This window comes from Desulfosporosinus fructosivorans (assembly GCF_004766045.1).
GTDB classification, from domain to species: domain Bacteria; phylum Bacillota; class Desulfitobacteriia; order Desulfitobacteriales; family Desulfitobacteriaceae; genus Desulfosporosinus; species Desulfosporosinus fructosivorans.
The window spans coordinates 45,253-58,624 of record NZ_SPQQ01000005.1 but is presented as its reverse complement, the minus strand read 5'-3'; the positions used below and the strand labels follow the sequence as shown (position 1 = coordinate 58,624).

Annotated in this window: 11 protein-coding genes; 5 read left to right on the top strand and 6 right to left on the bottom strand. The window is 46.5% G+C overall.

Translation table 11 applies throughout. The features are described 5' to 3' along the window. Positions 1-299 precede the first annotated feature (299 nt). Positions 300-704 carry a type II toxin-antitoxin system HicB family antitoxin gene (locus tag E4K67_RS14805; protein WP_135548047.1) on the top strand — a complete coding sequence of 135 codons (405 nt, stop codon included), beginning with the start codon at positions 300-302 and terminating at the stop codon, positions 702-704. A gap of 257 nt (positions 705-961) precedes the next feature. Here E4K67_RS14805 and E4K67_RS14800 read toward each other — a convergent pair whose 3' ends face one another. Both E4K67_RS14800 and E4K67_RS14795 read right to left on the bottom strand, forming a co-directional pair. Beyond that, complete coding sequence (locus E4K67_RS14800; RefSeq protein ID WP_135548045.1) at positions 962-4,960, bottom strand: FtsX-like permease family protein; 3,999 nt, start codon at positions 4,958-4,960, stop codon at positions 962-964. 12 nt (positions 4,961-4,972) lie between these two features. Then, a complete protein-coding gene (locus E4K67_RS14795) occupies positions 4,973-5,674 on the bottom strand; it encodes an ABC transporter ATP-binding protein (protein WP_135548576.1) in 702 nt (233 codons plus the stop codon). Between the two features lie 156 nt (positions 5,675-5,830). On the opposite strand from E4K67_RS14795, the gene E4K67_RS29760 reads away from it, so the two are divergent. Then, positions 5,831-5,968, top strand: coding sequence for a hypothetical protein (locus E4K67_RS29760; protein ID WP_158408480.1), 138 nt, complete (start codon positions 5,831-5,833; stop codon positions 5,966-5,968). A gap of 311 nt (positions 5,969-6,279) precedes the next feature. Here E4K67_RS29760 and E4K67_RS14790 read toward each other — a convergent pair whose 3' ends face one another. The 4 genes from E4K67_RS14790 to E4K67_RS14775 all read right to left on the bottom strand — a co-directional run bounded on the left by E4K67_RS14790 (position 6,280) and on the right by E4K67_RS14775 (position 10,343). Further along, positions 6,280-7,158 (bottom strand): hypothetical protein, encoded by an 879-nt coding sequence (locus tag E4K67_RS14790; RefSeq protein WP_135548043.1) that lies wholly within the window; start codon positions 7,156-7,158, stop codon positions 6,280-6,282. Between the two features lie 40 nt (positions 7,159-7,198). After that, entirely contained in the window at positions 7,199-8,641 is a 1,443-nt protein-coding gene (locus E4K67_RS14785; RefSeq protein WP_135548041.1) for a sensor histidine kinase, read from the bottom strand. Next, entirely contained in the window at positions 8,638-9,294 is a 657-nt protein-coding gene (locus E4K67_RS14780; RefSeq protein WP_135548039.1) for a response regulator transcription factor, read from the bottom strand. Before E4K67_RS14780 ends, E4K67_RS14785 begins: the two co-directional genes overlap by 4 nt. Before the next feature lie 377 nt (positions 9,295-9,671). Further along, positions 9,672-10,343: a TetR/AcrR family transcriptional regulator gene (locus tag E4K67_RS14775; protein WP_135548037.1), complete on the bottom strand. Its 672-nt coding sequence runs from the start codon at positions 10,341-10,343 to the stop codon at positions 9,672-9,674. Positions 10,344-10,595: 252 nt separating this feature from the next. Between E4K67_RS14775 and E4K67_RS14770 the strand changes: the two genes are divergently transcribed. From E4K67_RS14770 to E4K67_RS14760, 3 genes are all read left to right on the top strand, one after another. Continuing rightward, a complete protein-coding gene (locus E4K67_RS14770; protein ID WP_135548035.1) occupies positions 10,596-11,564 on the top strand; it encodes an SDR family NAD(P)-dependent oxidoreductase in 969 nt (322 codons plus the stop codon). 78 nt (positions 11,565-11,642) lie between these two features. Continuing rightward, positions 11,643-12,689, top strand: coding sequence for an SDR family NAD(P)-dependent oxidoreductase (locus tag E4K67_RS14765; protein ID WP_243454482.1), 1,047 nt, complete (start codon positions 11,643-11,645; stop codon positions 12,687-12,689). Between the two features lie 136 nt (positions 12,690-12,825). Beyond that, positions 12,826-13,233, top strand: coding sequence for a DUF3102 domain-containing protein (locus tag E4K67_RS14760; protein WP_135548033.1), 408 nt, complete (start codon positions 12,826-12,828; stop codon positions 13,231-13,233). The last annotated feature ends 139 nt before the right edge of the window (positions 13,234-13,372 follow it).

Here is a 13,372-nt window from a genome sequence, read left to right as displayed (position 1 = left end):
GCTTTTTCGCCAAAGGGGACCGTCCATAGATTAACGGTGTTAATTGCCTGAGAGTACCTCCATAGTGCCTCAAGTTCCTCCATATGGATTGTAGCTCAGGCAGCAATAAACGAAAAAATAAGTGCTGCGAGATACCATTGATTCTGATGAAGACGAATTAAGGCAATCTAAAGCAGGTGGAGATGTGCATTTATAATGAGTGGTGGTGTGAGAGGTCGCTACTCAAATAATGGGTAGCCTCCTACTCGATTACGCCCGCACCCTGCTCTTAAATAAATAATCTTTTAGAGGTGATTAACTTGCGTAAATTAACTTATTTTGCTATTTTTGAACCGTCTACCCATGGGGCATTTGGTGTGTATTTTCCAGATCTACCGGGATGTATTTCAATAGGCGATGATTTTCAGCACGCTCAGGCTATGGCAATAGAAGCTTTGGGGCTACATCTTTGGGGTATGGAGAAAGACGGGGACATAATTCCAACTCCCACGCAGCCGCCTTTTGAGGACACTCCTGTAGGATCTATAATTGCTCCTATTGCCGTGTTTCCAGAAGTCGTGAAGAATGAGATGGATAATCGGTCCGTAAAGACAAATATAACGTTACCGGCTTGGTTAAAGGAACTTGCTGAAAAACAAGGAGTGAACTTTTCACAGATTACCCAGGCAGCCATTAAGGAGTACCTTGGAGTGGATAGACCTTAAAATAAATGCTTGTCAAAAAGGAAGGGGCTGTCTTACTGCGACAACCCCTTCCTTTTTGGGGAACTTGACTCGGCAATTTCATCAGCCCTTTACCCACTTGGCCACCACAAACCCAGGATTTCCTTCTCTATTCTCCTCGAGTTATATTAATGATTTAAAGCGAACATTGGTGGCGGCGATATTTTTATTGGTGGAGCAAGTGGATTAGGGGAGATATGAGGCTTCGGCTGAGGCGTTTCATAATGACTGCTTATGACTCATTCCACTGCTTTCAGTGCTTCAACCATGTTAATACCTTTGAGCCGCCTATGCATAATCAGCATGACGACAAGAGAAAAGGCGAGGGTAAACCCCGCGGCTAGAATATAACTGGTCAGCTTAACCGCAGGGTCCATCAGCACACTCTCAGGCGGTAGCGTGGTGACGATGAAGCCATGCAGGAGCAACCCAAATACGAAGCCGATAAATATTCCAATTGTGGTCAGGATCATGGTTTCACGGTAAACATAGGCCGTCACCTCGCTGGGATAAAAGCCCAACACCATAATGGTGGACAATTCGCGTATCCGCTCGGAAACGTTGATGTTTGTCAGGTTGTAGAGCACCACAACAGCCAGTAGCGAAGAGACTAAAACTAAGACCAGCACTACGATGTTTAAAGAATTGGTCAGATTCCCGATCGCATCGCCGGCGACATTGGTATTCACTGTACTCAGCACGACTTCTTTCTCCAGCATGCTTCTGGAAAAGAGGCTGACGCTTTCGGCGCTGTTGTCCTGAAGCAAAAGATAATCACTGTTGACGCGGTACGTTTTACCGAATATTTCTTCGTAATAACCCGCGGGTAAATACAGATAGTGGCCAGCGTAGTTCTCCGTTATCCCCGCGATCTCAATGGTTTTAAACGTGCCATCGTTGTCCTTAAACTCGAGCTTCTCTCCCACGCTCAGTCCGAGAAGAACGGAGATCTTCTCCGTGATGACCGCGCCGTCCACCAAGGGAATAGGTAGCTTACTTGTGCGCTCCCGCAGTTGATTGATGCTGCGAAATGCCGCCTCATCCTCGGGCACGACGACCGCGACTGTCTGGTCGAGCTTGCCAGGTATCTGGACGATGCCCTGTTCAAACCGCGCCGGATAAAGTCCGGCGATGCGCCTGTCGCTCTTGAGCTCGTCGCTGAAGGCCGTTAGATCCTCCGTTGCGGCATTCTCATCAAAGATAACAACGGTATCATAGCGGAAAAGATCGCTGTACTGCTTGAAAAAAAGCGAACCGACCGAATCGCGGATTCCGAAGCCCATGAAAATCAGAGCGGTACACCCGGCCACCCCAATAATCGTCATCAGCATCCGCTTTTTATAGCGAAAAATATTCCGGGCCGTAACCTTGTAATTGAAGGACAGGCGTCGCCATAGCGGCGTGAAGCGCTCCAGAAGAATGCGGTTCCCAACCTTCGGCGCTTTGGGCCTGAGCAGCACCGAGACATTGTTCTTCAGCGAAGCTCGGGTTGTCAGAAAGGCGACAAACCCCGTGCAGAGTAAGCTGATTAATACGGCGATTACGCTGAAGACGGGCGAGAGCAGGGGGAGCTCCTGCTTAAAGAGGAAACTCGAAGAATAGGCATCGAAGATAATCGGCATTAGTATTTTCTGCCCCCCAGCAATGCCAATCAAGCTTCCGATCAGGCTGGCGAGGCTTCCATAGGCCAGATATTTTTTGATGACGTCCCAGTCTGAATAGCCGAGGGCTTTCATCGTGCCGATTTGCAGGCGCTGTTCGTCCACCATGCGCGTCATAGTGGTCAGCGAAACCAATAGAGCGATCAGGAAAAAGAACACCGGAAAGAAAAGGGACAGCAGGTCCATGCTCTCGGAATTTTGGATGATCTGGTAAAAGCCCATATTCTTGTAGCGGTCGTGGATGGTGTAGTCGGGCACCTTGAGCCGGGCGAGCTGATTTTTGGCTTTACTGAGCTCGGTTTTGCCCTGCTCGATCTCTTTCTGGGCCTCGGGCAGCTTGTTAATATACTCCAAGCGCCCTTGCTCATAGTCGGCTTCGCCATCGAGTAGCTTTTGGTAGGCAACCTTCAGTTCGCCCTCGACCTTTGCCCGCTCCGTCGCCAGTGTTGCCCTAGCCTCTTCGAGCTGGGCCGCGCCGTCGTCGTACTTTGCCTGGCCGCCGGCCAGCTCCGCACGTGCTTTTTCAAGCTTGGCCTCGCCGTCTGCAAGCTTGACGCGGCCCTCTTCCAGCTGGATAAGCCCGTCCTCATAGTCCGCTTTCTGGGCGTTAAACTCGGCCTTCTGCTTATCCAGCGTCTGCTGGCCGTCGTTGAGCTTGTCTCTCGCATCGCTCAGTAGTGCAAGAGAGTCGAGGGCTGTTTTCTGCTGAGCAAGCAGGGCACTGTACTGCGCCTGAAGCTCCGCTTTTTTGTTCACAGCTTGATCCTGTTTGTTCAACAGATCTGTCTGTTGGGCCAGCAGAGACGTTTTTGTCGCTGCCAACTGCGGTTTTTGTGCCATAAGCTCCGCTCGGCTCTGTTCAAGTCCCGCCTTCGTCTGCAGTAGCGGCGCCTTTTGAGCGTTGAGAGCGGTCTGCTGATTCACTAAGTCCGTCTTTTTAGGGGTCAGATCGGAAGTTTGTTGTTTGAGTGGGGCAAGCTCTGTGTCAATCGCAGCGATTTTTCCTGGGATCGAGTCCAGCTCGGCTTGCGCCACGGGGTTAGGTTCCGGACTGTGCGCAAGGATGGCTTTCAGCTCATCTTGGCGCGCAGACAGAGCAACACGCTGGGCGGTCAAATCCGCGATGTTGCGGTTGACACTGTCTAGTTGCTCGTCAATCGACGCAAGGCTCTTCTCGATAGTGGCGAGAGAGGCGTTTACCGAATCTAAGCTCTGGTCGACATCGAGCAGCTGCCTATCAATCTGGGCTATCCCATCATCAAGGGACGCCATGCTGGCCTCGGCCTGCTGCAGCCCCACTGCGATCTGGGGCAGTCCAATCGCAATCTGTGCTAATCCGGCATCGATCTTGGTCAGGCTGGCGCTGATCTGACTCAGCCCACTGTTGAGTATAGCCAGCCCGTCGTTCAGCTCGGTCGTTTTTGCGGCAAGCTCCACTCGGCCGTCATCAATAGTTTTCTGAGCGGCATTCAGCTGCGCCTGTCCGTCTTCAAGCTGCACCTTGGCGTTGGCGAGCTTGGCCTGTGAGTCGGCGAATTCCGCTCGGGAATCAGCCAGTTTCTTTTTCCCGTCACTGAACTTGGCATAGCCGTCGTCGAGCTGGGCCCTTGAAGCCAATAGCTCTTCCTGCCCAGAGGTGATCTTCGCCTGCGCTTCGCGGATCTTAGTTTCAAAAGTGGCCTTTCCGTCTCGGTAATCAGCCCAGGCATTCTCCAGCTGGGCTCTGGCGTCATCCAATTTTATTTTCGCGTCTCGCATTTGTTGTTCCGCGTCAGTGATTTCCAACTGCGCTTGAGAAATTTCAGCGGTTCCTTCCTTGCGATACTGCTCAAGCTTGATTTCCGGCCGTGAAGCGAAAGCCTGTTCCACTTCGTCACTGTGAGTCTTCATCTTCTCCTTATACTCGTCAGAATAGGTGTTGAGTCCTTTGACGTCGCTGAAGTCCAGCCTCGCTAAGCTGATGTTTTCCAGAGTGAAATTCTCTTTCGCAATCACCGCGAAGCAGTCCACAACTCCATCGCCGATGGAGGACGTGCCCTTCTCCAGCGGCATCAAATATTCGGGCGAGTTCACAAAGCCGACAATGATAAAATCATAATTTTTTAAAGCGTAACTGTTCCGCACTTTTTCAGGGACAAATGAGATGTGGTCGCCGATTTTGTAGCCCTTTTCCCGCATCATCCCATCCAGAGCGAGCTCGTTCGACTCCTGGGGCAGCCTGCCCTCGAGGATCTCGTAGTCCGGTAGCCTTCCCCTGGACTCGGCGCGGACAATCACGTCCGAATCGCGCTTCATCAAATCAGTGCGATAGCTGTAATCCAAGGTTTCAACCCCCGAAACAGAGGCTAGAATCTGCTCGTCTTCCATTGCCAGACCTAGCGGAGACGTCACTGTCAAATCTTCGAGATGATACTTGTCCGCATAGGTGAGCACCGTGTTGCGCATGGTGGGTCCCGTCACATACATCCCGACAAAGATAAACGAACCCAAGGCGATCATCAACATGATCGACAGAAAGCGCGTGCGCGATTTTGTGAATTCCTTGAAAATATCCTTGTTTAAGGCTTTTTTACGCATGAACAATACCACCTACCATTCAATAGCATCGATGGAAACAGGACGATCATTGACCGTTATTTTTCTAACCTTAGCGTCGTTGATCTCAATCACCCGGTCGGCGATCGGTGCAATCGCCTGGTTATGCGTGATCACAATAACCGTTGTCCCTGTGTCCTTGCAGGTATTCTGTAAAAGCTTCAGAATCGCCTTACCAGTCTTATAATCCAAGGCCCCTGTCGGTTCATCTGCCAGGAGCATTTTCGGGTTTTTGGCCAGTGCTCGTGCAATAGCTACCCGCTGCTGCTCTCCCCCGGAAAGCTGAGCAGGGAAATTATCCAGACGATCGCCGAGGCCGACACTTTCCAAGACCGTTTTGGCATCTTTGGCATTAGGTACAATTTGCGCTGACAGCTCCACATTTTCCAGAGTCGTCAAATTGGGCACCAGGTTATAAAACTGGAACACAAAGCCGATGTCCAGCCGCCTGTAGGTGGTCAGCTCTCTGCCTGTGAATTTGGCAATATCCTTGCCGTCAATCAACACCTGGCCCTCGTCACAGGTATCCATACCCCCGAGGATATTGAGTACCGTCGATTTGCCGGCGCCGGAAGGGCCGACAATCACCACAAATTCGCCCTTTTCAATTTCAAAACTAATTCCGTTATTGGCTACAATAGTTGTGTTGCCCATGTTATACCGCTTATAGCATTCAACCATTTGAAGAAAAGGCATAGAATCAACTCCCAATTTAGGAATTACTAAATAAAGGTTAGCTTCCCATTATGGATAGCAAATTATCCAAAGTAAGGCATAAGAAAGCTCAAGCCCAGAATGAGAGCCTGAGCGTCAGGAATGTATGAGCGATATTTATCAAGATTGAAGTGTAATATGGAAGAACTAAGAATTTTCTATCTAGTAGAAGAAGGAACCAATAAGTACGATGATCTATCGGATGCCCAGTTCAAGAGGTTGGTCCGTAAACAGTATAAATACATCAAGGATGTTGCTAGTGAAGGATTTTTCTAAGAACGTTAAATTCGCCCTCAATTTTCAATAAGTTGAAAATCAGGGCGAATTTTTTGTACCACGCTATTTGTTCCACCGCTTACCCACTTTCATATCTTGAATAGGATAATGACAGGGGAAAAAGGAAGGCCGATTTCTGCGAGGACAAGCAGGAGGTATTGAGGGAGAAGCAAGGGATTGACATGCTGCCTGAAAGGGGAACTTTCCAAGTTGAAGCCACCGTTCACTAACGGTGGCTTCAAAAGTTACGGACTGTATACGAATCCATTCTTGACCATTAAAAGCGCAAATTCCCATGCACTTGACTGCAATTATCCGACACCATTAGCTGTTACCGGGTGATAATCCCAACTTCCGTCGTAGCCATTCGGGAAGTATTGATAGGCTACGGCTTCTTTGTTTTCACCTGACAAACGAACTGCACAGGCCGAACCGTCGGATAATTCGCTAACAACCATGACGCCGATTAACGGGGTTGCTGCAACGACTTTGCTGCTGGTTATTGAAACATTTTCCGGCATTAATTTGGCGATATCTGCTTCGGCCGTTTTCATCCACTCGGGATCTTGCACATTTTTACTGTCAACTTCAGAATCAGTAAAGTCATATAAACTGGCATTAAGCATTGATCCGCTTACAGAATTTACGGAGGCAAGATATCTTTTAGAACTCTTGTCTTCGTTGGGAGCGTGGAAGATGACTGTCCAGTTATCGGAGTTTGGCACAGTGCTTCTAGAAAAGCTTGTATCAGCTGTATAACCTGTAAAGTTCACTCCATAAGCCTTTTTTAGGATTGTTGCAGCATATGCAGCAGCTTGCTCTGCTGAAATATCTTTGTCACCAGGAATCGTATTGGCAAGATAGAGTTTGGATTTTTCCTCGACCTGCTCTGGGGTGATGTCTTTGCCGCTTACGCTTAACTTATCTGTAAGCAGTGCTTTGGTATGTTCTAAATCAGGAGTAATCTTGGATTGATCAACAACGTTGTATTCGGCTGTGATTTTTACGTTGGAAGCTGGAGCTTGATTATTCTCTTTTGGGACGTTCGCAGAGGAAACGACACTTGCGGAGGCATTTTCCGGTATGTTGTTATTGAGAGCGTAGGCCATGGTGGAACTGCTGGCGATAATAATCCCGGCGGCTGCACCATAGATCCAGATCTTTTTGACTTGTGGCATCAACTTAAACATTTCAAAACTCCTTTTTTAATAGTTTGTAGCTACAGACCAATCATACATCCTTAGGCATCAGGGAGTTTTCAGCAAGTTGTAATGAAGTCGTAAATACTATCTGCACTGTAGTTCCTTTTCCGGGATAAGAGCTGATTCTCAGTTCCCCGCCATGTAGCTGGGCAATCTCTCGGCAAAGCGACAATCCCAGACCAACACCGCCTGAGCTGCGTGAACGAGCTTGGTCCACTCTATAAAAGGGTTCGCAGACCAACGAGGCCTGTTCTGCGTCCATGCCACAGCCTGAATCTCTGACTTCAAGGATGGGGAAGGAATCAAAATAAGCTAAAAGCCTAATGGTAGAGTTTTCGGCAGAAGCCTTGGCAGCATTGTCAATCAGGTTCAGAAGCAGGGACTGCAGAAGAATAGAGTCTCCCCTTAGTTTATCTAAGGTGGAATCGATGGTTAAGGTTTGGCTCTTCTCTTTCAATTTGGATTCCGAAGCGACTTTGACCTGGTTCAGCAATTCCCAAGGGCTGAGCTCCTGAAGATCCAACTTGCTGTTGCGGACAAGGGCTAAATCCAGCAACTTAAAGGCCAGATTTTTCATGCGGTCAATTTCACTGATAATATAAGCAGCTGCTTTTAGGCGATTGGGCTCAGTGGTTTTGGCACTTTGCAGATATTCGGCATAGCCTCGAATGGCTGTAAGCGGTGTTCTTAACTCATGGGCCAGATTATCGATCAGACGTTGTTTATCCTGAGCATTTTTGTCAAGCTCATTAATCTTCTCTTGAATGCTCGAAGTCATTTGATTAAAGTTTTCGGCTAGCTCATGAAATTCATCCTTGCCGGGTATATAGATTCGTTCGTCGTAGACTCCGCCGGCTATTTTATGGGTAGCCTTTTGCATGATTCTGATAGGAAGGGTGAGCCTCCTTAGTAGCAGCAACAATACCAAGGTCAGGATTATTTCGACCAAGGCACTAATGCTGATCAAATAGCGGGTGAGCTGGGAGTGATTATTATACAGCTCAGACAGGTCGCGTACGTAGGTAAGCGTATAATCTTTGTATTGACCGCCAAGGCTGCCAACGATATACAGGAAGTGGACTCCGTCCCTGTTCAGCACTTTAATTGTGTAAGTATTTTTGGTAAGGTCTCCGGTGCTATCGGATTTGGCACTGGAAGGGATATTGGTAAATAATATTTGATTGGACTGCTTTAGTTCAAAGAAGACGTTTTGCTGTTTATAGTAGTCAGCATAGGAGCGCATTAGGCTTTGTATGGAAGAGGGCGTTGGCTGGGCCTGTTCACGGTAGTAAATACTGTCCATGGTCGCATAAACACCATTTGTAATAAATTGATACTCTCCTAGCGCTCGGTCAGTCTCGCTCTTCAGGTTGAGAGAGAAGCTATAATTGGACGTTAGATAGAGACAGATATTAATGGCTAAGATGAAGACCGCTAAAATTCCTAAAAAAGTTTTTTGCCAAAATTTCACGAGTCTACCTCCAGGCGATACCCTAATTTATAGACGGTCTTAATTCTGTCTTCCCAATTAAGCTTCTTACGCAGTTTTTGAATGTGCACATCGACGGTTCGTGTTTCCCCAAAGTAGTCATAATTCCAGGCTAGTTTAAGTAGCTTTTCGCGAGATAGTGCTATATTTTTGTTCTTAATGAGGATTTCCAATAATTCGAATTCTCGCAGGGTCACCTCAATTTCGCTGCCGTTCACAGAAACTACCCTACTTTCCAGATTGATAACCGTATTATCGAGTGAAAAAGTATGTATGGAGCGATGGGTACGGCGCAGCACGGCTTCGATACGGGCCAGCAGTTCAATCGTTTCAAAGGGTTTGACGATATAATCGTCGGCACCCAACTTAAGCCCTTTGACTCTATCCGCTAGATTTCCCATAGCAGTGAGGAAAATAACCGGCGTGTTTTCAGGAACAGATTGCATCAGGGTGAACCCATCTATGCCAGGCAGCATGATGTCCAGGATGATGAGTGAATACATATTCTGCGTTAAGTATTCCAGCGCCTCATGGCCTGCGTAGGCCTGTTGGCTGGTATGTCCTACTAACTCAAGATTCATAGCAATCAGATCATTGATAGATTTTTCATCCTCAACGATGAGAATGTGGGCCATAAAATCACCTCAACTCCTATCTTAACATGCCCCTTAAGCCAACATTGTAATAGAGTTGTAAATTCGACAGGTAACTCAGCAGGATAATAACTTGCGTTTTTGTAATTCGGCACGTCCGGTTTTTGAAAAAAAGTAAGCAGGCGTTATAGCTAGCCTGGCTGACAAAGCGTCTTTTGTCTACAAGGTGTTGTTGAACTAACGCATCCGTATGCGCGTGTATTGTCAACTAGGTTGAATAATAAAAGATCAAGTCTCGTATTTTCACGAGACCTGATCTTAATGAATTGAATGATCCAGCCTAAAACATAACTTTTCGGGGCGAAAATCGAGGAAATGAAAATAGTAAAATCAACCAGCTATTGGGTCTGAGATATTGGCTACAAGAGCATCGGATTAAATTTTTCTGCCAGCCTGTCAATGACGCTATCTATGTTAGAATCATCCACTAGTGAAAGTTTATCGGTTATAAAAAGCTGTATTTTTTTGAACTGATAATAATCATATAACACATTTTGTATTGTGATTTGGTTGGAAAGTAAGTATTTCACACTTGTTATTTCGCGCAGCAACAAAACGTCCTGCAACAAAATAAACGTTTCGTTGATTGGGTTGAAAATTCCACGCTCTTTCCCAAGTCTGTAAAATAGAAGCGATTGTTGATCTCGTTTCTGTAAAGCTACCATAAGGGTTTTATGCAAGTCTGGGTAAGCGGTTTGCAAATCTTTTGTAAACGAATCGGTAATGTACTCTATGAGAGATACCGATTGTTCGAATAGTTGCTGAAAACATATGCCGAAATAAACTTCTTCTTCGTTATCACAATGTACCTCTAATCGTTCGATGTAGTCAATGAAAATGCTCACTACGCCACTAATAACATCTTCTTTAGAAGAAAAATATTTGTACATTGTTGCTCGACTTACATCCATATATTTAGTAATGTCGTCCATTCGCAAGTGTTGAAAACCATCTCTAATGACAGACTCAATTAATTTTTTTAGTAGTTTTGTCTTAGCGTCGTATGTTTTCATCTTCAGAGAGATGTCCATATTATTCATTTCTCCTCGTATAATAAGTTTGTAGCCAAGTAAATGTGGGTTACCCGACAGGTGCATTATCAATTACTTATCTATTCAATTGGATTATTATACAATAAATCTCAAGAGATTCAAACAAAACATACTAAATAGACACAATATATATATATTGTTTACTTTGTATAGGACGCGTGCTATACTCTCATTATTCGTTAAGTTTATTAGCTTAGCGAAAAAAATGGTGATTGTTAGGAGGAATTCATATTGCACGAAAACAGTGCTTATAAAGTAACTGCGCAAGAACTTATATCGTCCGGATTCGGGAAAGAAACGACTGCGCAGGAAGTCATTGCAGGAGTGGATTTGACTGGCAAAGTGGCAATTGTAACTGGCGGATATTCTGGCGTTGGGCTGGAGACGACGCGAGCATTGGCAAACGCAGGTGCTTCGGTAGTTGTTCCTGCGCGCTCATTGCAGGCAGCCAGCACTGCAGTTGCGGGAATACCTAGGGTTGAAGTTGAGGAGCTTGATCTTATCAATCCGGCTTCAATTGATTCTTTTGCGGAACGTTTTTTGGCTCAGGATAAACCTCTCCATATTCTGATCAATAATGCAGGTATTATGAGTCCGCCGTTAACGAGGGATTCTCGAGGATACGAGTCACAATTTGCGACCAATCATTTGGGACATTTCCAATTGACCGCACGCCTTTGGCCAGCATTAAAGCGGGCAAACGGAGCACGTGTTGTATCTCTTTCTTCCTCGGGAATTCGTTTTGGAGGTGTTGATTTCGACGATCCGAACTATGAACGGCACGAATATAACAAACAGCAAGCATATGGACAGTCAAAATCGGCTACTTCCTTGTTTGCTGTTGCTCTTGATCGATGGGGATACGCAGATGGCGTTCGAGCCTTTGCCGTACATCCTGGCGCTGTAATGAGCAATTTGATTCGTTATATGTCCGAGGATGAACTGTCCACAGCCAAAACATTCTTTAAATTCAAAACTGCTGTGCAAGGCGCAGCAACGTCCGTATGGTGTGCGACAAGCAGACAGCTGGATGGATTGGGCGGCGTATATTGTGAGAATGTTGATATCGCCAACATTGTGGAAGCGAATGATGCAGCCGAGATTCCTGATGGCGTATGCACCTGGGCAATTGATCCTATCCTTGCAGAACGCCTTTGGCAGCTTAGCGAAGGATTAATCGGATTAAAATTCCCAAGATAAGAGCACAGTAACGTGCTACTTTTTCTAAACGATTTGTCACCTAATTACTAAAAACTACTATTATGGAGGTATCAAATTATGGCAACAAACAATGAGTACAAAATAACCCCACAGATCCCAATTTCATCCGGCTTTGATTCACATACAACTGCGTTGGAGGTTGTTAAAGATATTGATCTTAGCGGGAAAGTTGTTATTGTTACTGGTGGACATTCAGGTATTGGACTTGAAGCTACTCGTGCGCTGTCTGCAGCAGGAGCTACTGTCATCGTAGGTGCTCGTTCGGTGGAGCAGGCAAAAGCCGCAACTGAGGACATTGCGGGTGTAGAAGTGGAAACCCTCGATTTGATGGACCCGAATTCAATTGATGTGTTCGCACAAAAATTTCTGGATACAGGTAGAGCGTTAAATATTTTGATTGCTAACGCAGGTATCATGGCTCCACCATTGGTTCGAGATTCTCGTGGATACGAATCGCAATTTGCGACGAATCACTTGGGACACTTCCAATTGACCTTGCGTCTATGGTCTGCTTTGAAGAAGGCTGAAAATGCTCGTGTTGTCTCACTGTCCTCGACGGGAGTTCGCTTTGGTGGAGTTGACTTCGACGATCCTAACTTTGATAAGCGCGAATACGATAAATGGAAAGCTTACGGTCAAGCCAAATCTGCTAATGCTTTATTCGCTGTAGAACTTGATAAACGTGGATATGCGGACGGAATTCGTGCTTTTTCTGTACATCCGGGACGAATTGATACGGAGTTGGCAAGATTTTTATCATCCCAAGAGCTTGCAATTGGCGGAGAGTACAAAACAACTGCGCAAGGTGCTGCAACGAGTGTTTGGTGTGCGACCAGTCCGCTTTTGGATGATAAAGGAGGCGTTTATTGCCTTGACTGTGATATCGCAGAAGCGATTTCTGACTTTGCCTTACAAGGAATGGGGCAACAGCTAACAGGTGTACTTCCTTGGGCTGCTGATCGAGAAATGGCAAAACGATTATGGCTTATGAGCGAAGAAATGACAGGCGTCAAGCTTGAGGAGCCTGAGATCGTTGAAAAGCAGATTGTTGACAGAGAAACACAGGAAAAACTGCTGGAAACAATTAATAGCTTTAAAGTTTAATGTGGGCTGGCCCAAGCTTGTCCCAAATACGACAACGTTTTCGTATTTGGGACAAGCCGTTTAGAGGAGGCTGTCACGCTTTTCAAGCCAATCCCATAAGATGTGAATAAAGTACAAGAAGGGATTGGCAATAATCATGAGTGATTTGATAACAGAACGCACGCCGCTCGTCATCGCGGCTGAAATTAATATGATTAAAGAGCAAACCGAAAAAGTAGTACTTAACAACGCCGTCGAGGTTGGGCGGCGGCTGAAGGAGGCCAAAGAGATGCTTCAGCATGGAGAATGGCTGAAGTGGCTGGAGGAGTCGGAGAGAACGGCCCAAAGATTTCTGCTCGTCTTTGATGCCTATAGGGACAAACAGCCTGCTGCCCTCAACGCCGGCGGACAAACGCAGCGACTGCCAAACATGACCTATTCTCAGGCGCTCATCCTTCTCGCGGTCCCGGAAGAAGAACGGGAGCAGTTTATCGCGGAGATGGATATCGAAAACATGTCCGTTCGAGAACTGCAGAAGGCAGTGAAGGATCGGGACCAAGCTTAAGGGCTAACGTAAAAGTAACGAGGCATGCAAACAGCGTTGCTTTTTACTAAAAACAAGGGTAATTTAGCTCAAAACCAATGGGACAAATTGAACAATTTCATATTTCATGTCCCATTGCAGTATTCATGCGGCTTTCAGG

Bases quoted from the DNA above. Each gene is read 5' to 3' on its own strand.
- E4K67_RS14800 (WP_135548045.1), bottom strand. From the start codon at position 4,960: ATGCGTAAAAAAGCCTTAAACAAGGATATTTTCAAGGAATTCACAAAA.
- E4K67_RS14795 (WP_135548576.1), bottom strand. From the start codon at position 5,674: ATGCCTTTTCTTCAAATGGTTGAATGCTATAAGCGGTATAACATGGGC.
- E4K67_RS29760 (WP_158408480.1), top strand. From the start codon at position 5,831: ATGGAAGAACTAAGAATTTTCTATCTAGTAGAAGAAGGAACCAATAAG.
- E4K67_RS14790 (WP_135548043.1), bottom strand. From the start codon at position 7,158: ATGTTTAAGTTGATGCCACAAGTCAAAAAGATCTGGATCTATGGTGCA.
- E4K67_RS14780 (WP_135548039.1), bottom strand. From the start codon at position 9,294: ATGGCCCACATTCTCATCGTTGAGGATGAAAAATCTATCAATGATCTG.
- E4K67_RS14775 (WP_135548037.1), bottom strand. From the start codon at position 10,343: ATGGACATCTCTCTGAAGATGAAAACATACGACGCTAAGACAAAACTA.
- E4K67_RS14765 (WP_243454482.1), top strand. From the start codon at position 11,643: ATGGCAACAAACAATGAGTACAAAATAACCCCACAGATCCCAATTTCA.
- E4K67_RS14760 (WP_135548033.1), top strand. From the start codon at position 12,826: ATGAGTGATTTGATAACAGAACGCACGCCGCTCGTCATCGCGGCTGAA.